General features: G+C 73.3%; 14 protein-coding genes. 3 read left to right on the top strand and 11 right to left on the bottom strand.

The features are described from left to right. Nucleotides 1-7: 7 nt before the first annotated feature. The 11 genes from ACFYSC_RS20130 to ACFYSC_RS20080 all read right to left on the bottom strand — a co-directional run bounded on the left by ACFYSC_RS20130 (nucleotide 8) and on the right by ACFYSC_RS20080 (nucleotide 18,243). Nucleotides 8-442 carry an acyl-CoA thioesterase gene (locus ACFYSC_RS20130; protein WP_362941906.1) on the bottom strand — a complete coding sequence of 145 codons (435 nt, stop codon included), beginning with the start codon at nucleotides 440-442 and terminating at the stop codon, nucleotides 8-10. After that, nucleotides 439-6,297, bottom strand: a complete 5,859-nt coding sequence (locus ACFYSC_RS20125) for an SDR family NAD(P)-dependent oxidoreductase (RefSeq protein WP_389963535.1) — start codon at nucleotides 6,295-6,297, stop codon at nucleotides 439-441. Before ACFYSC_RS20125 ends, ACFYSC_RS20130 begins: the two co-directional genes overlap by 4 nt. Beyond that, nucleotides 6,294-7,265 carry an enediyne biosynthesis protein gene (locus ACFYSC_RS20120; protein WP_389963532.1) on the bottom strand — a complete coding sequence of 324 codons (972 nt, stop codon included), beginning with the start codon at nucleotides 7,263-7,265 and terminating at the stop codon, nucleotides 6,294-6,296. The genes ACFYSC_RS20125 and ACFYSC_RS20120 overlap by 4 nt, the downstream gene beginning before the upstream one ends. Before the next feature lie 4 nt (nucleotides 7,266-7,269). Then, the gene (locus ACFYSC_RS20115; RefSeq protein ID WP_389963529.1) at nucleotides 7,270-9,228 is read right to left on the bottom strand and encodes a CRTAC1 family protein; all 1,959 of its coding nucleotides are present in this window, start codon (nucleotides 9,226-9,228) and stop codon (nucleotides 7,270-7,272) included. After that, nucleotides 9,225-10,196, bottom strand: a complete 972-nt coding sequence (locus ACFYSC_RS20110; protein ID WP_389963526.1) for a DUF1702 family protein — start codon at nucleotides 10,194-10,196, stop codon at nucleotides 9,225-9,227. The genes ACFYSC_RS20115 and ACFYSC_RS20110 overlap by 4 nt, the downstream gene beginning before the upstream one ends. A 342-nt stretch (nucleotides 10,197-10,538) precedes the next feature. Beyond that, the gene (locus ACFYSC_RS20105; protein ID WP_389963523.1) at nucleotides 10,539-11,528 is read right to left on the bottom strand and encodes a DUF1702 family protein; all 990 of its coding nucleotides are present in this window, start codon (nucleotides 11,526-11,528) and stop codon (nucleotides 10,539-10,541) included. Between the two features lie 178 nt (nucleotides 11,529-11,706). Further along, nucleotides 11,707-12,564, bottom strand: a complete 858-nt coding sequence (locus tag ACFYSC_RS20100; protein WP_389963520.1) for a hypothetical protein — start codon at nucleotides 12,562-12,564, stop codon at nucleotides 11,707-11,709. 157 nt (nucleotides 12,565-12,721) lie between these two features. Then, a complete protein-coding gene (locus ACFYSC_RS20095) occupies nucleotides 12,722-13,000 on the bottom strand; it encodes an acyl-CoA carboxylase epsilon subunit (RefSeq protein WP_389963517.1) in 279 nt (92 codons plus the stop codon). Nucleotides 13,001-13,109: 109 nt separating this feature from the next. Then, on the bottom strand, nucleotides 13,110-15,893 hold the full coding sequence (locus ACFYSC_RS20090) for an AAA family ATPase (protein ID WP_389963514.1): 2,784 nt from the start codon (nucleotides 15,891-15,893) through the stop codon (nucleotides 13,110-13,112). 85 nt (nucleotides 15,894-15,978) lie between these two features. Beyond that, nucleotides 15,979-17,850: a 2-isopropylmalate synthase gene (locus tag ACFYSC_RS20085; RefSeq protein ID WP_389963511.1), complete on the bottom strand. Its 1,872-nt coding sequence runs from the start codon at nucleotides 17,848-17,850 to the stop codon at nucleotides 15,979-15,981. A gap of 54 nt (nucleotides 17,851-17,904) precedes the next feature. Beyond that, the gene (locus ACFYSC_RS20080) at nucleotides 17,905-18,243 is read right to left on the bottom strand and encodes a hydroxyisourate hydrolase (RefSeq protein WP_362941931.1); all 339 of its coding nucleotides are present in this window, start codon (nucleotides 18,241-18,243) and stop codon (nucleotides 17,905-17,907) included. A 309-nt stretch (nucleotides 18,244-18,552) separates the two neighbouring features. Between ACFYSC_RS20080 and ACFYSC_RS20075 the strand changes: the two genes are divergently transcribed. From ACFYSC_RS20075 to ACFYSC_RS20065, 3 genes are all read left to right on the top strand, one after another. Continuing rightward, complete coding sequence (locus ACFYSC_RS20075; RefSeq protein ID WP_389963507.1) at nucleotides 18,553-18,822, top strand: hypothetical protein; 270 nt, start codon at nucleotides 18,553-18,555, stop codon at nucleotides 18,820-18,822. Nucleotides 18,823-19,187: 365 nt separating this feature from the next. Beyond that, on the top strand, nucleotides 19,188-22,271 hold the full coding sequence (locus ACFYSC_RS20070) for a BTAD domain-containing putative transcriptional regulator (protein WP_389963504.1): 3,084 nt from the start codon (nucleotides 19,188-19,190) through the stop codon (nucleotides 22,269-22,271). A 212-nt stretch (nucleotides 22,272-22,483) separates the two neighbouring features. Beyond that, nucleotides 22,484-22,756, top strand: a complete 273-nt coding sequence (locus ACFYSC_RS20065; protein WP_389963501.1) for a phosphopantetheine-binding protein — start codon at nucleotides 22,484-22,486, stop codon at nucleotides 22,754-22,756. The last annotated feature ends 61 nt before the right edge of the window (nucleotides 22,757-22,817 follow it).

The raw sequence follows: 22,817 nt of genomic DNA, 5'->3' as shown, positions 1-22,817 counted from the left end.
TCCGCGCCTAGTTGGCATACGGTTCGAGCGCCCGGACGAGCGGCTCGGGGACCCTGGCTGGTGCCGTGCGGGTGTTGGGCCCGCGCATGCAGGCCACCCGCTGCCTGCCGCGGGCGATGAGGGTCTCGCCCTCACCGTCGCCCTTGCCGAGCCGTACGTAGTCGAAGCCGAACTCCACCTGGGTCTGTCCCAGCTCCAGCAGGCGCATCCTGATGGACAGCTCGTCGAACGCGGTGATCTCGGCGAAGAACTCGCAGTCGACCTTGAGGGTGAACAGCTTCAGGTCGTCCTGCAGGTCGGCGAGGACCTCCGGGGCGCGTTCCTTGAGGAACATCTCCCGGCAGCGGCCCTGCCAGCGCAGGTAGTTGACGTAGTAGACGTTGCCCACGATGTTGGTCTCCTCGAAACCGACCGTGTGCAGGTATTCGTAGTACTTGCTCATTCCTGTGACCGCCCTTCTGGCTGCTCGCTCGCGACCGGCGTCCGTTCCGGGACGCAGATCGCGAAGACGACGGGGTCGGGGGCGTCCCGCAGGGTCGTGACGAGCGTCGCGACGCGCACGCCGTCGGCGGCGAACACGGCCCAGGCGCCGCTCCCCTCCCCCGTCAGGGTCAGGGACGACTCCTTCGGCAGGCCGGCCCGCGTCAGGGACGCGGCGGCCGCGGCGACGCGCGCGGCGGCGGTGTCGGGGCCGTCGCCGGTGACGGAGGCGACCCGTTCGGCGAGCGGGGTGTGCGGTCCCAGCAGGGCCGCCCACTCCGCGGGCGTCCGCGCGGCGGCCCCCGTGACGTCGCAGCCGAGCGTGCCGAGGGTGGCGACGCAGAGCGTCACGCCGGGACCGTGGGCGACGGAGACCGTCGCGCCGTCGATCTCGGCGCCGGCCTCGCCGCCGGTCCCCGGCGCGCCGGGTGCGACCGGACGGCCGAGCGCCCGGCCCAGCCCCACGGCCGCCCGCTCCCGGGCCGCCTCGCCGTCCTCCGCCCCGGCGGGACCGCCGGCGGCGTCGGCGGCGGTGAAGGGCTCGACGGCGACCGCGACCCGGACGCCGACGAGGTCCTCGACGGTCCGCTCCAGGTAGGAGCCGAGCAGCGGCGTCACCCAGGGGCCCCGCCCGTCCTTCTTCCGTACGGCCTGCAGCCGCAGGCCGTCCCAGCGCTCCACGACGTCGCCGGCCGGGGTGCGCACCGCGATGTCGTAGATGTACGTGTCGCCCTCGCGGCTGCGCTCGGTGGCGCAGTAGCGGAGCTCCCCGGCCTCGGCGAGCGCCGCGCCGCCGGCGTGCACCCGCTCGATCGCGGTGGGCAGCAGCGTGGCGTCCGGGACGCAGACCTGGTTGCCGTGCATGAGCGCGTCGCGCATGCCCGGGTCGCCCAGGAGCAGGTCCCCGGGGAGGTACCGGGCGAACCAGTCGCCGGACTCCAGCGCCGCGACGTCGGCGTCGACGTGGCGGGCCGCGGCCCGGTGGTAGCGGCGCAGCCGGTGGAAGCGCCGCCCCTGGAACAGCACGTCGCCGTACATCTCCGTCCCCGGGTCCAGCGGCACCGCGGGCAGGCCGTCGGCGACCTGTCCGGGCGGGCCCTGCGGCGCGGGCTCGCCGGTGTAGGCGAGCCGGGCGCGGAAGTGGTCCACGTCGAAGCCGGTCTCGGCGCTGCGGATCGTGACCGCGACGGTGTCGTCGTCGGTGACGGCCGCGGCGATCCGCAGCGTGGTGCTGCCGTCCGGCGGCACGATGATCGGCCGCAGGAACTCGGCGTGCTCGACGACCGGCGCGCCCTGCCGCCCGGTGGCGGCGTGGGCGACCTGGGCCATGGCCTCCATGCCGATCACCGCCGGGAACAGCAGGTTGCCGTCGAGGAGGTGGTCGGCGAGGTAGAGGTCGGTGCCGGGGTTGACCTCGACGTCGGTGACGAACTCGACGTCGTGGTAGCGGATCAGCGGCTTGCCGACGAAGCGCAGCAGCGGCAGCGGCGGCAGGTCGTAGCGGACGGTGTCGATGCCCTCGGTACGGCCGCTGATGACCACGACGGGCGGGACGTCGGGGTCGGCGACCAGGCGGCGCATGATCTGCACGCCCTGCTGCGGGGTGATCGGGGTGATGCCCTGGCGGGTCAGCCCCTCCACCACCGACAGCCGCTCGCCCATGCCGACGTCGGACCAGACCGACCACTCCATGCAGACGGCGCGGCAGCGGGGGTGCTTGTCGGCCACCTCCCTGGTGAGCTCGGCCAGCCACTCGTTGGCGGTGGCGTAGTGGGCCTCGCCGTGCAGCCCGGCGCGGCCGATGATGCTGCCGAAGGTGACGAGCAGGCGCAGCCCGGCGACGTCGACGGCGTCGAGCACGTTGCGCAGGCCGTCCACCTTGGGGGCGAAGGTGCGGGCGAAGGCGGCCATGTCGAGGCTGGTCAGCGCGGCCGGCTCGTTGCGGCCGGCGCCGTGCAGCACGGCGGTGACCGGCCCGAGCGCCGCCTGGGCCTCGGCGACGGCGCGGCGGACCTGCCCGGCGTCGGTGACGTCGGCGCGGGCGTAGTGGACGGCCACCCCGGCCTCGGTCATCCGGCGGAGGTTGGCCGCCAGCTCGGTGTCCTCCGCCGGGTCGGACCGGCCGAGCACGGCCAGCCTGGCGCCGCTGTCGGCGGCGACGGCCAGGGCGCACTCGGCGGTGATGCCCTTGCCGCCGCCGGTGACCAGCAGGACGTCCTCCGCGCCGAGCGGCTGCTCGGTGCGGGCCGGCCGTACCGGCAGGGCGCGCATGGTGGGCACCCGCCGCACGCCCGAGGCGTCGTAGTACGCCTCGGCGTAGCCGGTGGTGGCCGCGACCTCGTCTACCACCCAGCCGACGGCCTCGGCGGCCGCCGGTACGTGCACGATGGTGACGCGGAGCTGGGGGGTCTCCAGCTGGAGCGTCTTGGCCAGGCCGGCCGCGCCCCGGCCGTGCTGAACCAGCACGAACCGGGTGCCCGCGGGACCGGCGACGGCCGCCTTGGCGCCGAGCAGCGCCTGCTCCAGGTCTTCCCTCCGGCACTCCGGCGGTAGGCACACCAGGACACCTGATCCGACTCTCCCGTTCTCGAGGGCCTGGCGGAGCGGCTCGGCGATCGGGGAGCCGGCGCCGGCGAACAGCCGCCACTGGCCGCTCTCGCGCACCGCGGGCCGTTCCGGCAGCGGCATCTCGTCCAGGTCGAGCGCGAACGGCCGGGCCCACGCGGCGGCGCCGGCCACGATCTTCGCGGGCTGCGCCTGGGGGGCCTTGGCCAGGCCGTCGAGCGCCTCGCCCAGCTCCCGGAGGCTGGCGGTGGCGAGGTTCGTCGGGGCCTGCGCGGCGGGCACGCCCATCCGCTGGGTGGCCTGGTCGATGATGTGCATCACCGTGACCGAGCTGAGGTGCAGCTCGTCCAGCGGACGGCTGTCCTCGGTGACCATCTCCAGCGGCAGCTCGGCGCGCTCGGCGGCCAGGCGGCGCAGCAGGTCGATGGTCGTCTCGCCCTCCTGACCCGCCGCGGCGACGGACTGCCCGGCCTCGGCGGCCGGTGCGGCGGAGGGGGCGGCCTCCGTGACGCGGTGGGCCGCGCCGATCCCGATCTGCGGCGCCTGCTCGGTGGGGCTGGCGAAGAAGGAGAACTCCTCCCCCACCTCCAGCGGCCGGACGAGGCGGCCGTGGAACAGCTCCTCGTGCGCGATGGGCACGCCGGTGACGTAGGCGGCGCCGGCCACGCGGAGCAGCGAGGTCAGCGACTCGTCGTCGGTGTCCAGCGCGACCACCGGCACGTCGGTGATGTTCGCGGCCAGGCCGCTGAGCACCCGTCCCGGGCCGACCTCGACGAACAGGTCGACGCCGGGGGCGGCCTGCCGTACGGCCTGGGTGAACCGGACGGGCTCGGTGATCTGCCGCCGCAGCAGCGCCGGGACGTCGGTGTCCGGCGCCAGGTCCTCACCGGTGACGGTGGAGACGACGCGGCGGTCCGTCGGGGCGAAGTCCTCGTCCGCCAGGCGGGCGCCGAGGACCTCGGCCGCCGGGGCGACCAGCGGCGAGTGGAAGGCGTGCGACACCCGCAGCCGGGTCCAGGTCAGACCGGCCTCGGCGGCGCGGCGCCCGACCGTCTCGACCGCGTCGACGGGCCCGGCGACGACGGTCTGGCCGGGGCCGTTGTAGCCGGCGATGACGACGGGCAGGTCGCCGATCAGGCCGGTCACCGTGCCGGGGGTGGCGCGGACGCCGGCCATGGTGCCCGAGGCGCTGTGCTCGGTCATCGCCTGTCCCCGTACGGTCGCCACGCGCAGCAGGGTGTCCTCGTCCATCGCGCCGGCCCAGTGCAGGGCCGACAGCTCGCCCAGGCTGTGGCCGAGCGCGACGTCGGCGTCCACGCCCAGCAGGGCGAGGGCGCGCAGACCGGCCATGGAGCCGGTGACGATGCGCGGCTGGGCGACGGCGGTGGCCACCGTGTCGCCGCCCTCGGGCAGCGCGGCCCGCAGGTAGAGCTCCTCGACCTCGGCGAAGCGGCGGCGCAGCGCGCCCCCGCTGGTGCCGCGGCCCGACCCCTGGCCGGGGAAGAGGTAGCCGACCCTGGCCGGGCCGCCGGCCCGGCCGAGGAAGGCGCGGCCGTCCGGGGCGAGCACGGCGGTCTCGCCCGCCTCCAGCGCGGTGATCAGGCGCTGGAGCTGCCGCTCGGCGTCCTCCGGGGAGGTGACGACCACCGCGGCCCGGTACGGCAGGCCGCGCAGCTCCCGCTGGAGCGTCGCGGCCAGGTCGGCGAGCTGGGCGTAGGACACCTTCGGCACGAAGTCCGCCAGCTCGGTGAGCCGCTCGCGCAGCGCCTGCGGCGAGGCCGCGTCGGCCAGCAGCAGCTCGGCGTCCTGCAGCGAGGCGGCCAGGGCGCGGGCGCGGCCCGGCAGCGGGGAACGCCGCCGGGGGGCGGCGTTCTCCAGCACGACGTGCGTGTTGATGCCGCCGAAGCCCATGGCGGTGACGCCGGCCCGCAGCGGGGCGCCGTCCGGCCAGGGCTCGGCCTTGCGCAGCACGCGCAGGGCCGCCCCCTCCTCGGCCAGCACCGGGTGCGGGTCGACGCAGCCGACGGTGGGGGGCAGCATCTGCCCGTGCACCGCCATCACGGCCTTGATCAGGCCGGCCACGCCGGCCGCGGCCTTGGCGTGGCCGATCATGCCCTTGATCGAGCCGACCGCGGCGGGCGGCGCCGAGGGGTCGGCGGCGGAGCGGGCGCCCGACAGCGCCTTCAGCTCCGTCGCGTCGCCCAGGGCGGTGCCGGTGCCGTGGCCCTCGAACAGGGGGACGGTCTCGATGCCGAACCCGGCCCGCTCGTAGGCGCGGCGCAGGGCGAGCTGGTAGCCGCTGACCTCCGGCCGGGTCATGCCGCCCCGGCCGTCGGAGGAGATGCCCCAGCCGGCGACGGTGGCGTAGATCCGGTGCCCGGCGGCCAGCGCGTCGCTCTCCCGCATCAGCACGACCATGCCGCAGCCCTCGCCCGGCCAGAAGCCGTTGGAGTGGCGGTCGTAGAGGCGGAAGTCGTTCTTGGCCAGCGCCCCGGTCTTGGCGAACCCGACGATCTCGAACGGGTCGATGGACAGGTCCACCCCGCCGGCGACGGCGACGTCGATGTCGCCGTCGGCCAGCGCCTTGCCGGCGGTCACCACCGACAGCAGCGACGACGAGCAGGCGCCGTCCACGGTGTAGCCGCCGCCGTTGAGGTCGAAGTGGTTGCAGATCCGCCCGGCGATGGTGTTGGACAGGCCACCGGCGAGGGTGTCCTCGTCGATGGGCGGGAACGGGCTCTTGTAGGCGGCCTCGTAGTCGGCGAGGAACGCCTCCAGCCGCCCGTCGTCCCAGCCCTGCTCCTTCAGCGCCGCGGCGAGGGTCCGGCGCACGTACGGCCAGCGCAGCCGCAGCACGTTGGCCCGGGTGAACTCACCGGTGAGGGTGTTGCCCACCACCACGCCGGTGCGCTCGCGGGGCAGGCCCTCGGCGTCGGGGAAGCCGGCGTCGGCCAGCGCCCGGCCGGCCGTGTCGAGGGCGAGCCAGTGGGTCAGGTCGGTGGAGCGGTAGGTGCTGCCGGCGACGCGGTAGGCGAGCCGGTCGAACTCGTAGCCCTCGATGACCGCGGCGGTGCGGGCGTAGAAGCGGTCGGGGGCCGTGGGGTCGGGGTCCCAGTAGTCGTCGAGCCGCATCCGCACGTCGGGCAGCCGGCGGAAGGCCCGCCGCCCGGCGACGGCGTTCTCCCACAGCTCCCGCGGCGAGGTGGCATCCGGGTAACGGCATGCCATGCCGACGATGGCGAGCCTGGTCATACTTTCGCGACCTCTTTCCGGGCCGGGGCGAGGGCCTGCTCGGCCGCCGCGCTGACCTGGGCCGCGTCCCGCTCGCGGGCCTTGCCGACGATGTGCAGGGACCACAGGAAGGCGCCGCGGACCAGGCAGACGGTCGCGGTGGCGAAGAAGATGCCGTAGGGGATGCTCATGCCGGTCAGCAGGCCGTACACCAGGGCGACGCCGCCGCCGAAGGCGACCTGCGACAGCGGCTTGGACGGCGTGGTGCCCGGGTCGGTGATCATGTAGTTGGTGAACAGGACGAACGCCACGCCGGTCATCATGGCCAGGCCGCCGAGGAGGGCGACGTCGTCGAGGATGACGCTGCGCACGACGGCCTGCAGGGCGAAGCCGATCACCCAGGCGCCGATCAGCCACATGCGGTTGGTCAGCTTGGCGTTCAGCATGGTGCCGAAGACGATGATCACGCAGGGGATGATCCAGTCGATCGGGTTGGTGACGTTCTCGCTGAAGTGGTACGGCGGCGCGATGCTGGCCCACGGGAACAGCAGCAGGATGACGGCGATGCCGAAGTTGGAGGGGTTCATCACGTGGCGCAGCCGGCCGCGGACGGGGGCCCGGATGACCCACTTGGTGCCGACGGCGACGACGACGCCGAACATCATCACCAGGACCTGGTCGTTGACGTAGATCAGCATGTTCATCGCGATGCCGCTGATGTGCGCCGGGTAGAGGAACTCCATCACGCCGCGCGGGCCGTTGCCGCGGAAGCGCGGGGTGCGGCCCTCGACCCTGGCGCCGATCAGCTCCAGGACGATCTCGGTGGTGTAGGCGGTCGCCAGGGCGATGAGGGGCCACGTCCAGGGCTGCTCGAATCCGAGGACCGTGTAGCCGAGGATGTTGAAGACCGTGATCGAGAGGGCGAACCGGCGCAGGGCCGTGATGACCTTCGGGTCGTGCCGCGGAGGCGTCTTGGCTTTCTCGGCCATGTCGTCACTGCTCCTTCGCTTGCGAGCCGAGCTGCACGGTGTGCCGGCCCGGGGTCAGCTGAAGATCCTGCTCGTGGACCTGTCCGGTCCGGTCGCGCCAGGTCAGGTGCACCGGCAGCGGGCCGGTGACGTCCCGGCCGAGGCCGATGTGCACCTCGTGGCTGCGGCGGCCGGAGTGGCCGCTGCCGCCGTCGACCTTGCCGATGGCGACGCGGCCGCCGGGAAGGGTCACCTTCACCTCGGCGCCGATCGCGGGCGAGGCGGCGGACGGGGCGGCGCCGGCGGCGTTCTCGTGGTTCAGCCGCAGCTCCAGGAACGCGCCGGGGGACGGGCTCTGGTTGTGGTAGAAGACCGGGGCGTCCCACTGGCGGGCGACCGCGATGTCGAGCCGTCCGTCGCCGTCGGCGTCACCGGTGGCGATGCCGCGGGTGGGCACCGGGATGGCCATGCCGAGCTGCGGCGACAGGTCGGCGTAGCGGCCCGTCTTCGCGTCCTTGACGAAGAAGGCGAGCGTCTGGTTGCCGCCGATGTCGGCGCCCTCGTGGACGGTCGGCCAGGAGTGCGGGTTGCGCAGCACGCCGTCGTTGGCGGTGGCGAGCTCCTGCAGCTGCGGCCAGCGGTTGACGTCGCCCTTGACGAAGCCGGTGGCCTGGACGATCGCCGGGACACCGCCGTTGTCGAAGTCGTCGATCTTGACGTCCCAGCCCCAGCCGGACCACGCGGTGCGGCTCGGGGCGCTGCGGTCGGCGAACGGCGCGACGCCGCGCTTCAGCTCGGAGCCGACCTCGGCCCGGTCCTTGGCGGTGGACATGAACTGGAAGTTGCTCTCCTCGATGCCGAAGGAGGTCGTGATGTTGCTGACGAAGATGTCGTAGAGGCCGTCGCCGTCCAGGTCGCCGAAGTCGGAGCCCATGCCCTTGAACGAGTCGTGGCCCAGCACCTTGGACTTGGGCACGATCGGCGAGGACTTGCCCTCGACGAGGGAGAAGGCGATGCGGCCGGGGGTGGAGCGGTTGTACAGCAGCCGGTCCTTGCCGAAGTCGTTGTTCAGGAACAGCTCGGGCAGCTGGTCGCCGTCCAGGTCGGCGGTGCTGGCGCCGAGCTCCCAGCCCTTGGAGACGTTCACGGGCAGGACGTCGTCGAGCTTGGCGAAGCTGACCGTCGGCTGCTCGCCGGCGGTGGCGCCGGTCCAGCGGAAGAAGTAGTCCTCGCCGCCGTTGACGGCCGCCGACATGGAGTCGTTCATCTCCACGCCGCCGTTGACCTTCGGGTCCAGGACGGGGCCGTGGGGGAAGTAGTTGCCGATGAAGACGTCCAGGTGACCGTCGCCGTCGAAGTCGGCGGCGGTGGCGGTGTTGCTGTTCCACTGCGGCCCGGTGTACTTCGCCGTGCCGACGCCCGCCACCAGCTCGGTGGGCACGTAGGCGTCCGCGGAGAGCTGCGTGGCGCCGCTCTTGGCGAGGTAGACGATCGGCGTGCGGCCCCAGAAGTAGACCAGCAGGTCGGTGCGGCCGTCCTCGTTGTAGTCACCGGGCAGGCAGCCCATGGGCGCCATCGTGTCGCTCATCGGCAGCGAACCGGGGTTCAGCGCGAACGGCCGGTAGCGGTCGGCCTTCGCGCCGGGGGTGGGGGTCACCACGACCTGGTCGATCCGGGTGTCGGTGACGCACAGGTCGTTGGACAGGCCGTCCATGTCGAGGTCGTTCATGGCGATGCCGGCCCCGACCGAGGAGATCCAGGCGTCGATGTTGCTGTAGCGCTGGTTCACCTTGCGAACCGTCTTCTGCGTGTACCCGGCGGGCAGCGCGATGCTCATCGGCTCGAACGCGTAGGCGCTCGCCAGTCCGGCCTTCTCCTCCTCGGAGGCGAAGGACGGGCGGCCCGCCACGAAAAGGGCCGCCATCATGACGAGGGCGACGATTCCCGGCAGTTGCCTGCGCAGCCAGCCAGCTGTCGTGGTCACGGAGTAACACCTCCAGCAAATGCGAATTCATTGGCGATGCGGCGCCGCCACACCTCGTAGGCGGGCAGGTCGCCGGAGACGGGCCCGTCGGGGCGGGTCCGGCGGCTGGTCAGGGCGGCGTCCTCAGGCGTGGTGCCGCACAGCACCCGGGTCGCGACCTCGTTGTGCGGCACCAGCAGGCCGGCGCGGACCCGGGCCTCGGCCGCGAACGCGCTGCCCTGGGCGAGCTGCGGCCGGTGCGTCCCGGCCCGCTCGCGCAGCTCCAGCAGCTCGTCCTCGGGCGCGCCTCCCGCGTAGGTCGCGGCCAGGCCGACGCCGGCGTACAGGTCGGCCCGGCGCGAGGCGGGGAACCGCTCGACCAGCGAGACGACGTGTTCGACGTCGGTACCGCCGACGAACCACAGCGCGCGGCCGATGCCCTGGTCGATGGCGCGGGCGGCGTACGCCTCGGGCCCGCCGGCCGGCCAGGGGAAGCGCGTCTCGCGGTACTGCTCGTGCACGTACTTCCGGGTGTGGAAGTAGGCCTGGTGGAAGCCGTAGCCGTCGTGGACGAGCCACAGCAGCAGCGGGTCCAGCCCCCGGCTGTCCGGCCACAGGAAGCGCGGCAGCCGCGCCATGGCCCAGCCGATGCCGACGTAGATCATGTAGTTGTGGGCGTCACCCCGTCCGGCGAGGGAGTCGGCGGTACGGTGCCCGCCGCCCGGCGTCAGCCGGTCGAGGATCGCGAAGGCCATGCCCGCGCCCTCGTAGGCGAAGCCCCGGAAGCGCCGGGGGATCTCCTCCAGGCGTTCCTCGGCCTCGGCCGCGGAACGGGTCTCGGCCGCGAAGGCGTAGCCGGTGAGAAATGTCTCGCCGACCGTCTCCAGCAATTCCCGGGACGCGTCGTCCTTCACGTGGAAACCCCGGGTGGCAAGTTTCGTCTCTGATATGTCCGGCGTCAGGACACGACGCCTCAATGACCGGAACATGCTGGCCAACCCAACCCCTCCACCCCTCGTCAACAGGTGTCCTTTGATAGATTCACGCATATGCCGAGCTGGGCCCTCCACTTCGGAAGTGCTCATCCGGCACGCTTTCCGGCAGGGCGCGCGACATTTTCCGGCGATCGGAAAAACAGCCGGTCGGACCATTCATGAATGGCGCGATGAATTCACCGGGCGTCACGGCCGGGCGATGGGGCCCGGCGGACCGGCGCCCGGCGGCCGGGATCGCGGCGCCCCGGCGGTCCGGCGATCCCGGCCCGGTGGCCCGGATCCGGTGCTCCGGGCACGAGGGCCCGGGTGCGGTGCTCCGGGCCACCGGGCCCGGGTTCAGCGCCCGACGCGGTCCGGCGCGAAGCGGGCGTGGATCCGCCGCCGCCACACCTCGTACTGCGGAACCGGGCCGGAACCGTGGGGATCGACGGCGGTGTCGTCGGCGAGCGCGACGGCGTCGGCGACCGCCAGGCCGGTCAGCGCGGCGGTGGCGGCCGCGGTGTGCTCGGGGACGAACCCGGCGTGGTCCCGGGCCTTGACCGCGAAGACCGCGCCCAGGGCCAGCTCGGCCCGGTGCTCGCCGGCCTCCGCCCCCATCGCCGCCAGCGCCTCGGTCCCGCAGCCGCCGGCGAACGTCGCCGCCAGGCCGACGCCGCTCCACAGGTCGGCCTGGCGGCCGGCGGCGAAGCGGCGCACCGCGGCGGAGACGTCCGTCGTCCGCGCGCCGTGGATGAACCACAGGGCGCGGCCGATGCCCTGGTCGACGGCCCGGTTGAAGTAGCCGGGCGACCCCTCCCAGGCGTAGGGGGCGGGCACCCGCTGCTCGTCCACCCAGCGCCGGGTGTCGAAGTAGGCCCGGTCGAAGCCGTAGCCGTCCACCGCCAGCCAGCTCATCGTCGGGTGGTACGGCGTCTCGCCCAGGTCGGGGACGACCTTCTTCCACAGCGGCCGGGGCAGCCGCGCCATGGCGAAGCCGATGCCGATGTAGGTGAGGAAGATGTGCGGGCGGCCGGGCCCGAGCAGCAGGTCGCGGGTACGGTGGCCGCGGCCCCCGCCCATCGCGTCGAGGACGGTCAGCGCCATCGTGGCGCCCTCGTAGGCGAAACCGCGCAGCTCCACGTCGATCATGCCCAGCCGCCGCTCCACCTCCCACTGGTTCCGCGCGTCGATGCCCCACTCGAAGCCGCACACGACGGACTGCGGGATCGCCTCCAGCCGTTCGGCCGCCGGCGACGACGCGCCTGGGAAGCCGCGCACCGCGAACGTCACGTCCGCCAGGGACGGCGCCAGCAGCAACCGGCGGAACGAGCCGAAGAATGTCGACATGGCGCTCTCCTCAGACCACCCGGAGACCCGGGACCGCCGCCGCGGGCGTCCCGGCGTGCGGGGGAACGCCCCGCGCACACCACTCAGGATGCGACCGGCGGCCCGCTCGGGCTTTTCACAGAATGCGGGGCCCGCGGACGCGGGGACGGTCCGCACGGGCGGAGAAGGAGGAAGAGGGTCAGGAGGCGAGCATGTCGAGGATGCTCCCGGCGAAGAAGAGTGCGAAGGCCGCCTTCCGGAACCCGTGGAACGGCCGGGCGCTCCGCAGCGTGGCGGCGAGCCGCCGCAGCGCCCGCCCGAGGAACCACCGCCAGGCGGCGGCGACCGTCAGGCGCGACACGGTGGAGAGGGCGAGCAGGAGCAGGACGGCCGCGGTGAGCATCGCCGCGGCCGCCCACGGCACGGCCGCGGGGCTCGTCCTGAGGGCGACGACGACGGACACCAGCGTGACGAACACGGCGGCCAGGGCGGCCACGGCGCAGCCCTCGGCGCCGTCGGCCCGTTCCGCCTCGGCGAACAGCGCGCGGTCGGGGCCACCGAGGTGGTCCCCCAGGAACTCGGCGGCGCGGCGCTTCGCGTGCGTGTACTCGTTCTCGGTGTGGGCGGGCAGCTCGCCGATGACCGCGCGGTGGAAGCTTCGGTAGGTCTCCAGCGTGACGTCGAGTCCCTCGGGCACCCGGCCGGGAGGCGTGCGGTGGACGGAGAGGCCGCTGATCGGGCCGTTGATGTCGTCCGCCGACACCGACCACACGGTGACCATGTCCTCGGTGACGGCCTTGTGCAGCGCGGCCAGCCGTGCCACGTCGCGTCGGCGCCGGCCGCGGGCGAGGGTGCGCTCGGCGCGTTCTCCGCTCGCCTCGCCGCGCTCCCTGACCTTGTCGGGATCCAGCAGGTCCAGGCCGACGGAGAGTCCCGCGAGGAACAGGAGCCCCTTCCCGAACCGGCCGACCGCCAGCATCCTGATCCCGTACAGGTCCATGCCGGTGGTCGACTGCCCGTCCAGCCAGGCCGAGAGGACGGTCGCCAGATCGCTCATGGGGCGTATTCAACCGGAACGATCACAGATCGGACCGCGGATCGGGATTTTCCCATCGGAACGACCGGGCGCACCGGCCGGGGCCGCGGCAGCACGCGTGCATGGACCGACGTACGGGGACCGGCGTACGGGAGGACGGCGTACGAGGACCGGCGGGTCAGCGGGAGGCCGCGGCGGGCCGGACCGCCCCGGCGTTCCAGGCGGCCCAGACGCTCCAGGCGGAGCCGGCGTCCCAGATCGTCCCGGCGCTCCAGGCCGGTTCGGCGTTCCAGGCGCTCCGGGGACGGCCTGCCGTAGTGATCTCAGCGAGCTCGGCGAGCTCCGCGGCCGCCGCCGCCGCGGCCGCGGCCCGCGCGGTGAGGACCGCGACGACCACTGCGAGCTCCTCCGCCGTCGGGTTGCCCCGCACGACGGTCAGGACCGGGTTCTCCTCCACGGCACACCTCCGGCTACGACCGTCGCACCCGGCGACGGCGGCGCGCACCTTCGGGAGTGCCCTCCCGGGCCCGGCGGATTTCGGGGTCCGGACGGGCCCGGGAGGAGTCTCAGACGACGAGCTGGTCGCCGAACTCCAGGACGAGCGGCAGGTCGGCGCGGCGGCTGATGTTGAGCTTGCGGTAGGTGCGGGTGAGGTGCTGCTCGACCGTGCTGATCGTGATGTAGAGCTTCGCGGCGATCTCCCGGTTGGTGTATCCGGCCGCGGCCAGGGCGGCGACCCGCCGCTCGGCGTCGCTCAGCATGCCGATCATGTCCCCGGCGGGCAGGGCCGGCGGCGCGCCGGGGTCGTCGGCGCGCGACAGAGTCCTGGCCAGCGGCTGGGCGTGGCACTCCAGGGCCACGGCCCGCGCCCGCCCGGCGATCGTCTTGGCGCGGCGGTGCTCGCCGAGCGCCTCGTAGACCTCGACCAGGTCGAACAGCGCGCGGGCCAGCTCGTACCTGTCCCCCGCGGCCTGGAGGTACTCGGTCGCCTGGCGCAGCAGCGGGGGACGGCGGCGCAGCTCGGAGACGGCGGCCAGCAGCCGGAGCGCGGCGCCCCGGCCCCTGGTCGCGCCGGGGCCGCACAGGTCGAGCTGCGCCTGGACGAGCTGCCGGGCCTCGTCCGCCTGGCCCATCCGCAGGCACGCCTCGGCGGCGTCGGCCCGCCAGGGGATCAGGCCGGGCGTGTCGAGGTTCCAGGCGGCCATCAGGTCGCCGCACCGCTGGAAGTCGCGCAGCGCCAGCGCGAAGTAGTCGGTGGCCAGGCTGTGGCGGCCCCGGGCGTGCAGGTAGTGCAGGCCGTAGCGGGTCTGGAACATCGCCTCGGGCACCGGCCGGTCCAGGTACTCGCGCACCGCGTCGTACTTGCCCATCGCGGTGAGAGCGAGGATCAGGCTGCTCAGCGGCCCGCCGATGGCGACGCCCCAGCTGCTCACCGGGATGATGTCCAGGGCCAGGCGCGCGTGGTGCTCGGCGGCGGACATGTCGCCCTGGCGGACGGCGATCTCGGCGCGGATCGCGGCGAGGCGGGCCTGGCGGCTCGGCGCCTGCCGGGACGACGCCTCGACGCTGAACAGGTCGCACCAGGGGGCCACCCGCTCGCAGCGGCCCGCGTAGGTGAGGGCCAGCAGCGAGTTCTCGACGGTGTCGAGCGTCATCTCGTCCAGGCGGGAGTCCTCCAGGATCCGCTCGACGGCGTCCATGTCCTCCTCGCGCGGGCCCCGGGTGAGGACCTCGGCGAGCGCGAGCGCCGACTCCAGCCGCCGGCTGACCGACACCGAGACCATGGTCGCCAGGCCCCGGTCGCCGGCGAGGTGCCGCAGCCGGTCGAGGAAGGGCGGATGGGTGGCCCGCAGCCACAGCTGGCTCACCACCAGCTCGGCGACCGTCTCGGGGTCCGCCCCGGCGCCCGGCCGGTTGAGCTGTTCGAGCACGTCGCGCGCGTCGTCGAAGCGGCCGTACCACAGCAGCGCCCGGGCGAGCACGACGGCGTCGACGCCGCGCAGGCTGCCCCGGTTCATCGCCTCGGTCAGCTCGGCGAGATGCCCGGTCGGCGCGGCGGGGTTGATCCGCCACTCGGCGCGCACCAGCATCGTCATGATCTTCGCGCGCTGGGTCTCGTCGGCGCACTCGCGCCAGGCCATGCGCAGGTAGTCGACCGCCGTCTCCACCTGCCCGTTGCGCAGGGCGCTCCTGGCGGCCTCCTCCAGGATCGGCACGACCCAGGGGGCCTCGACCCGGCCGGCCAGCAGCAGGTGTCCCGCGATCACCGCCGGGGAGGAGCCCAGGTCGTAGCCCAGCTCCGCGGCCCGGCGGTGCAGGTCCGCCCGCTCCCGGGCGTCCGTCCCGGCGAGGACGGCCTCGCGGACGGCGTCGTGCCGGAACCTGCCGAGGGTGAGCAGCCCGGCGGCGCTCAGGGAGTGCAGTTCCCTGCCGACGTCGGGGCCGGGCAGGCCGAGCAGCCGGTCGAGCGTCTCGGGCTCACCGAGGATCGCCAGGCCCCGGGCCACCCGCATGGTCTGCTCGTGGCCGCGCTGCAGGCACGACAGCACGGCCTGGCCGTAGTGGTCGCCAGCGGTGATCCCGTCCGGCGGCTCCTCACCGGCGGACCGGGCGAGCTGCCGGTAGTCGTCGGCCAGGGCGGTGGTCAGCAGGGGGTTGCCGCCGCTGAGGGCGTACCACTCGTCGGCGAGCCGTTCGGCCGTCTCCCGGCCCGTCTCCTCCTCGACGAGGGCCGCCACCCCGGCCCGTGACAGCCGGGTGAGCTGGATGCGGCGGCAGTGCGGCTGGCGGACCAGCTCGGTCTGGAAGAAGCCGTCGGCCCAGCGGCCGTGGTCGGCGTGGCCGAACACCATCACGATGCGGGCGAGCCGTACCCGCCGCGCCAGGTACGCCAGGCAGAGCAGGGAGGCGCGGTCGGCGTGGTGCACGTCATCGACGATGATCATGAGCGGGTACCGCTCCGACAGCTCCAGCAGGACGGTGCACAGGACGTGGACGGTCTGGGCGTCGATCTGCCGGCCGCCGGTGTCCCCCGGCTCCTCCGCGAGCACGGTGCGCGCGCCCTCGCTCAGCAGCGCCAGCGCCCGGTCGCGCTCCTCGGGGACCAGCGGCGCGTCCTGGATGAGCTGGCCGAGCACGCCCAGGGGCAGGTCCCGCTCCATGCGGGAGCCCGTCGCGGTGACGGCCAGCGCGCCCCGCTCGATGGCCTGTTCGGCGAACACGTGCAGCAACGCGCTCTTGCCCGTCGCGACGGCGCCGCCGACCAGCGCCACCTTGCCCCTGCCCAGCACCGCGCTGTCGAGGAGGGCCTGCAGGCAGGCCAGCTCCTCCTCCCGCTCGACCAGTTTCATCTCCGTCTCCCTCCTCGTCTGAGCCCTCACCGGGGCTCTTGCGTCTCGTCGCGCCGTCATCCGGCCGGTCACCGCTCGCCGGTCGTCACCGTCCCGCCGTCGTCCGCGTGCTCCTCGCCCGCGTGCTCCTCGTCCGCGTGTTCCTCGTCCAGGTGAGCGTCGCCGCCTCCTCCGCGGGTGCCGCGGGTGTTGCGGGTGCCACGGCCTCCGGTGCGGGAGGCGCGGGAGGCGCGGCGGGGGACGCCGGGACCTCCGTACGGGACGCCCGTCCCCTCCGCGCCCTGGCGGCGGCGGAGGCGGCGGCCGACAGCGCGGCGGCCCGCAGGTCCGGTCCGGTCCCGGCCCCCCAGAAGACCGTCCCGCCCGCCTGGAGCTCGGCGTAGACCGTGACCCCGCCGACCCCGCCGGTCCCGCCCGCTGGACCGGTGTGGTGTACGGCGCGCACCCGCAGCCCCAGCCGGGCGAGCTCGGCGCGTACGGCCCGCACCGCGTCGGTCCGGTCCCGGCCGGCGTCGAACCCGCCGCCGTCGACGTGCAGGACGACGGCCGCCGGGACGCCGCCCGGGGCCGTGACGGAGACGGCGGCCCCGGCCGGGGCCGTCGCGCCGGGCCCGTCCGCCGCGCCGATGACGTACTCGCGCTCGAAGCACTCCCGCAGCCGGTCGGGGGCGATCTCCCCGCCCTCGGCGTCGGCCAGCGCCTGCACCGTCCGGGCGAACTCCACCCGCAGCCCGCGGGGCAGGTTCAGCCCGTGCCGGGCGCTCATGACGTAGGCCAGGCCGCCCTTGCCGGACTGGCTGTTGATCCGCACGATGGCCTCGTAGGTCCGCCCCACGTCCTGCGGGTCCAGCGGCAGGTACGGCAGGCGCCACGGCAGCCCGGCCGGCTCGGCGCCCGCCTCGGCGGCCTCCCGCTCCAGGGCGTCGAAGCCCTTGTTGATGGCGTCCTGGTGGGAGCCGGAGAAAGCGGTGTAGACGAGGTCGCCGCCGTAGGGGTGGCGGGGGTGGACCGGTATCCCGGTGCACCCCTCGACCGTGCGCCGGACGCGGTCGAGGTCGCGGAAGTCGACGCCGGGGTCGACGCCCTGGGTGAGCAGGTTCAGCCCGAGGGTCACCAGGCACACGTTGCCGGCCCGTTCCCCGTTGCCGAACAGGCAGCCCTCGATCCGCTGGGCCCCGGCCAGCACGGCCAGCTCGGCGGCGGCGACGCCGGTGCCCCGGTCGTTGTGCGGGTGGACCGAGAGGCACAGGTGCTCGCGCCGCGACAGGTTGCGGTGCATCCACTCGATCTGGTCGGCGAAGACGTTGGGGGTGGACCGCTCGACCGTCGTGGGGAAGTTCAGGATGATCTCCCGCCCCGGGCCGGGCTGCCACACGTCCATGACGGCCTCGCAGACCTCCAGCGAGAACTCCGGCTCGGTGTCGGCGAAGTGCTCGGGAGAGTACTGGAAGCCCAGGTCGCAGCCGTCCAGGAAGCGTTCGGCGTACTTCGTCACCAGCCGGGTGCCCCGTACGGCGAGGTCCTTGCACTCGTCGCGGTCCATGCCGAACACCCGGCTGCGGAACCACGGCGACGTCGCGTTGTAGAGGTGGACGGTGGCGCGCCGCGCCCCCGCCAGGCTCTCCGCGGTGCGTTCGATCAGCTCCTCGCGGGCCTGGACGAGCACCGAGACGCGGACGTCGTCGGGGACGAGGTCGTCCTCGATGAGCATCCGGACGAAGTCGTGGTCGTCGCGGCTGGCGGCGGGGAAGCCGACCTCGATCTCCTTGTATCCCATGCGCACCAGCAGGTCGAACATCGCCAGCTTGCGCGCCGGGGTCATGGGGGCCGCCAGCGCCTGGTTGCCGTCCCGCAGGTCGGTGGAGAGCCAGCGGGGCGCGGCGGTGACGGTGGCGTCCGGCCACCTGCGACCGTTCAGGGGAACCTGGGGGAATGCGGTGTATCGTCCGATATTCACTGTCGGAACCCTTACCTGCGTGAACCTGGTGTGCCTGGGGGGCGCTGACACCCGTCAGCCGGCCGAGCCGAAATACGCCGAATAGGAGTACGGCGAGAGCTGGACCTGGATCTGGTAGGAGTCGGTCTCGTCGTGCATGCGGAAGAGAACGACTATCTCCGAATAGGCGGCGGTGAGCCCGAGGCCGACGAAGTACCGGTCGCTTTCGAAGACGAGGCGGTAAACCCCGCGTTCGAAACGGCGGCCGCTCCAGTCCCGGATGCAGCCCTCGTGGTCGGTTTCGGCTTTGGCGTCGGGATTCCAGTGGCCGCCCTCGGAGCACTCCAGCCGGACCCTGACGCTGGCGGCCGGTCGGCCGTAGACACTGTCCAGTGTCTGAATAGCAATACCCATCTCACCGTCACCTGTCCAACGGGCCCGTCCACGGGCGGCCCGGTTCGGCGCTTTCGCCTTGGCCGCCCAGACGGCGCCGCTGCGAGCGCCGGCTCCGCCTGGGCTTCGTCCAAGATTCGCGGACCGCGCTATCGGTTCACCTTCGCCCGCTTATCGGCCCGTCATGCGTCCGCCATCCGCCCGCCATCCGGCCGCCGCGACTCCCGGCGGTGGATGGCCGGACCGGGGCCGGCCGGCAGCCCCGAACCGCTGACCCTAATCACCATTCGAGCACGCCGAAACCCCTTGAATACATCCTCAACTGGGGATATGCCTGACGCTAAGGGAAGCGATAGGGACTCGATGGCGGGCCGTGCGAGCGTCATCGGTGTCAGGAACGGCGTCTACGGCGACGCCGCCACGACCACGGAGGTAGAGATGAGCGGCAAGATCAGCAAGACCGTCGTGCGACTGGGTTTCTCGATCGTCATCGCCCTCGCGGGCGTCACCGTCACCGGCATGGCCGCGAACGCCTCCGACACCCCCGTCCCCCCGCCGCCCGTCACCCACCGCCCCCTGTGCTGCAACCCCTGGGGCTGACAGGCACACCATCTGACACGGAACGGCCGGGGACGCGAACCCCCGGCCGTTCCGTGTTTTTTCACCTGGTTGACAAGGGGAATTGCCGGAGAGCAGGCGGTTCGCCTGGCAACCTCCCATTCAGCGATGTACCATCCACTCACGAAACGGACAGAGCGTACAATCGCGAACAAGGTGGCGTTAGCGTGCCGATCTTGGAACACACCGCGCAGAACCCCTGGCGTTCCCGGACCATGCTTTACGTAAACTTCCTGTGACCAGGAAAGCCGGCCTCGGGAGGTCCGCCACTTCCCGTACTCCGCAAGGCGGTAAAGCGTGGAGGTTCCACCACGCCGGGGGACGGAAGTTTCTTCAAGGAGATGCGCGTGGAATTTCGCGTTCTGGGAGCGCTCGAAGTCACCGCCGGGGGGCGACGTGTGGACCTCGGTGGAGTCCGGCAGCAGACCGTTCTGGCGGTCCTCCTCCTGGACGCCAACCGTACGGTGGCCACGGGCCGGCTCATGGAGGCCATCTACGGGGACGACCCGCCCGCCACGTCACGGGCCCAGGTGCAGATCTGCATCTCGGCGCTGAGGCGGCTCTTCGCCGGCCACGGCGGCGAAGAGGTGATCGTGACGAGGTCGCAGGGGTACGCGCTGCGGGCCGACGACGAGCAGATAGACGCGTGCCGCTTCGAGAACCTCGTCCTGCGGGCCCGCCGCGCCCGTGACGACGGCGAGCCCGAGGAGGCCGTCAGGAACTACCGCGAGGCGCTCGCGCTGTGGCGGGGACCGGCTCTGGAGGGCATCGACAGCCGGCTGGTGCAGTCGGTCGCGACCCGCCTCGCCGAGCAGCGGATCACCTCCAACGAGGACTGCCTCCAGCTGGAGCTCGACCTCGGCCGCCACCACGAGCTGGTGGGCGAGCTCACCCGGCTCGTGGAGGAGTACCCGCTGCGCGAACGGCTCCTCGGCCAGCTCATGACGGCGCTGTACCGCTCGGGCCGGCAGGCCGAGGCGCTCCAGGTCTACCGCGACGCCCGGCGCACCATGATCGACGAGCTGGGCATCGAGCCCAACGAACGGCTGCAGCAGCTCGAACACGCGATCCTCACCTCCGACGAGAGCCTCGACGCCCCCCAGGCCCCCGTGCGGGCCACGGCCGAGCCGCAGGCCCCCGCCCCGGCGGTGCCGGGCATGCTCCCGGCCGGCATCGCCGACTTCGTCGGCCGCGCCGAGCAGGTGGAGGCCATCCGCAGGCGGCTGACCGTCGCCTCGGACGGCGCGGCGCGCTTCGCCGTACCCATCGTCGCGATCACCGGCCGGGCCGGGATCGGCAAGACCAGCGTCGCGGTCCACGCCGCGCACAGCGTCATGGAGCACTTCCCCGACGGCCAGCTCTTCGCCAACCTGCACAGCGGCGTGTCCCGCCCGGTCAGCCCGCTGCAGGTGCTCGAAAGGTTCCTGCGCGCCCTCGGCATACCCGGCACCGCCCTGCCCGACGGGCTGGAGGAGCGGGCCGAGACGTACCGGACGATGCTGGCCGACCGCAGGATGCTGATCGTGCTGGACGACGTGGGCAGCGAGAGCCAGGTCCTGCCGCTGCTGCCCGGCAACCCCGCGTCGGCCGTCATCATCACCAGCCGGAGCCGGCTCGCCGGGCTGGCCGGCGTCACCCACGTCGACGTGGACCTCTTCGACTCGGCCCATTCGGTGGACCTGCTCTCCCACGTGGCCGGGACCGACCGCGTGCGGTCCGAAGCCGACTCCGCCGCGGCGCTCGCCGAGCTGTGCGGGCACCTGCCGCTGGCGCTGCGCATCGCCGGCGCCCGCCTCGCCGCGCGCCCGCACTGGAGCGTCGGGCAGCTGGTGGGCCGGCTGCGTGACGAGACCCGCAGGCTCGACGAGCTGATGCACGGCGAGATGGGGATCCGCGCCAGCCTCTCCCTGACCTACGAGGGCATCAGCGAGGAGGCGCGCCGGCTGTTCCGGCGGCTGGCGATCCTCGACTCCCACGTCTTCTCGGGGTGGGCCGGCGCGGCCCTGCTGAAGCGGCCGCTCCTCGACGCGCAGGACCTGCTGGACGACCTGGCCGAGGCCCAGCTCGTCGAGGTCGTCGGCACCGGGCGGGGCGTGCACACCCAGTACCGCTTCCACGACCTCGTCCGGGTGTTCGCCCGGGAACGCCTCGCCGCCGAGGAGACGGCCGCCGAACGCAGCGCCGCCCTCGGCCGGCTGCTGAGCGGGCTGCTCCTCCTCGTCGACGCGGCCCGGTGCCGCGAGTTCGGGACCTGTCCGCTGATCTCCGACGAGACGGAGATCCCCCAGGTCCTGCCCGACGAGCTGGTCCGGCAGCTCGTCACCGAACCGATCGCGTGGTTCGAGCGCGAGCGCCCGCTCCTGGTGTACGGCATCCGCCAGGCGGCGCAGGCTGGTTTCGGGGAGCTGTGCTGGCGCATCGCGACGACCGCCGCCACGTTCTTCGAGTCGCGGGTCTACCTCGACGACTGGCGCGAGACCCACGAGATCGCCCTGGAGGCCGCCCGCGGCACCGGCGACAAGCGCGGCCAGGCGGAGATCCTGTACACCGCCGGCTCGCTGTCGTTCAACGAGCAGCGCTTCGGCGACGCGCGGCGCGAGTTCGAGGCGGCGGTCGAGCTCTTCCAGGCCGTCGGCGACGAGCGGCGGACCGCCCTGGCCGTCCGCAGCATCGCGACCATGGAACGTATGAACGGCCGCCTCGAGGCCGCCGAGGAGGACTACGAGAAGGCGCTGCAGATCTTCCGCTCCGTCGGCGACGACGCCGCCGCCGCGCAGACGATGCACAGCCTCGCCCAGATCCGCCTCGACTGCGACGACCCCGAGGGCGCGAAGAGGATGCTCGCCGAGGCCCTGACGCTCAGCAAGTCCGGGGGCGACCGCAGGGTGACCGCCCAGGTGCTGCACCGCATGGGCCTGGCCCACCTCCGGACGTCCGAGTTCGGCCTGGCGGCGGGCGCGTTCGAGGAGGCGCTGACGGTGGTGCGGGAGATCGGCGACTCCACGGGCGAGGCGTTCAGCCTGCACGGCCTGGGCATCGCCCGGCTGCGTCAGGGGCGCATCGCGGAGGCGGACGCCATGCTGAACCAGGCACTGGAACCGGCAGGCAGCTCCCGCCACCGGCTCGCCGAGGCGCAGGTGCTCGCCGGGCTGGGCGAGCTGGCCATGGTGGCCGGCGACCCGGAGCAGGCCGCCGTCCACCTGCGCAGGTCCGCCTCACTGTTCCGCGGGATGCAGATCCCCCTCCAGGAGGCCGAGGCGCTCGCCCTGCTGAGCGAGGCGTTGCGCGCCTCCGGCGCCGGCGTCGAGGCCGACGAGGCGCGGGCCAGGGCCCTGGAACTGGCCGAGCGGCTCGATGTGCCGGTCGGGCGGAGCATCCGCGAGCGACTGGGTGTGAAGCACCCGGGGGGCGCCGCGCGGACCCTCAGGTGATGCCGCCGGGCGTCTTCCCCGCTTCCCCGCTTTTCCGCTTCCCCGCTTTTCTCGTGACGCCGTCCGGGCCGTCTCGCTCGCATTCTCGGAGATGCGCCCGGATCGCCGCGCCGTGATGATGAGGAAACAGGAATCGACCTACGGACCTGCGCGGATCGCGGATCTGCTCACACGCCGCCATTGACGTTTGTCTGGCGATGGGAGGAACCCGGATGAATGGCAATCGTCCCGGCGAGCTCAGCCTCTCGGTCATCGAGGGCAGGGTCGCGGAGATCTGGAAGCACGTGCTCGACGTGCCGGACGGGATGGAGGACGCCACGTTCTTCGACCTCGAGGGGGAGTCGATCTCGGCGGTCCGCCTGGTGTCCCGGATCGAGGAGGAGCTCGGCGTCTCCGTCGACGTGGGCGACATCTTCGAGGAGGACCCCAACCTGGAGGCGCTGGTCCGGAAGGTCGCCGGCCAGGCCGAGGTCGCCGCGGTCTAGCGGTCCCGGGCACGGACACGGCGGAAGGCCGTTCCTTTCCGAGAACCCTTCGGAAAGGAAC

Source organism: Streptosporangium sp. NPDC004379, from assembly GCF_042873875.1.
In the GTDB taxonomy this organism is placed as follows: domain Bacteria; phylum Actinomycetota; class Actinomycetes; order Streptosporangiales; family Streptosporangiaceae; genus Streptosporangium.
This window is presented reverse-complemented; position numbering and strand designations above follow the sequence as displayed.

What these genes read in the sequence shown, in the direction of transcription:
- ACFYSC_RS20130 (WP_362941906.1), bottom strand. Translation starts at nt 442, where the DNA reads ATGAGCAAGTACTACGAATACCTGCACACGGTCGGTTTCGAGGAGACC.
- ACFYSC_RS20125 (WP_389963535.1), bottom strand. Translation starts at nt 6,297, where the DNA reads ATGACCAGGCTCGCCATCGTCGGCATGGCATGCCGTTACCCGGATGCC.
- ACFYSC_RS20120 (WP_389963532.1), bottom strand. Translation starts at nt 7,265, where the DNA reads ATGGCCGAGAAAGCCAAGACGCCTCCGCGGCACGACCCGAAGGTCATC.
- ACFYSC_RS20110 (WP_389963526.1), bottom strand. Translation starts at nt 10,196, where the DNA reads ATGTTCCGGTCATTGAGGCGTCGTGTCCTGACGCCGGACATATCAGAG.
- ACFYSC_RS20105 (WP_389963523.1), bottom strand. Translation starts at nt 11,528, where the DNA reads ATGTCGACATTCTTCGGCTCGTTCCGCCGGTTGCTGCTGGCGCCGTCC.
- ACFYSC_RS20100 (WP_389963520.1), bottom strand. Translation starts at nt 12,564, where the DNA reads ATGAGCGATCTGGCGACCGTCCTCTCGGCCTGGCTGGACGGGCAGTCG.
- ACFYSC_RS20090 (WP_389963514.1), bottom strand. Translation starts at nt 15,893, where the DNA reads ATGAAACTGGTCGAGCGGGAGGAGGAGCTGGCCTGCCTGCAGGCCCTC.
- ACFYSC_RS20080 (WP_362941931.1), bottom strand. Translation starts at nt 18,243, where the DNA reads ATGGGTATTGCTATTCAGACACTGGACAGTGTCTACGGCCGACCGGCC.
- ACFYSC_RS20075 (WP_389963507.1), top strand. Translation starts at nt 18,553, where the DNA reads ATGCCTGACGCTAAGGGAAGCGATAGGGACTCGATGGCGGGCCGTGCG.
- ACFYSC_RS20065 (WP_389963501.1), top strand. Translation starts at nt 22,484, where the DNA reads ATGAATGGCAATCGTCCCGGCGAGCTCAGCCTCTCGGTCATCGAGGGC.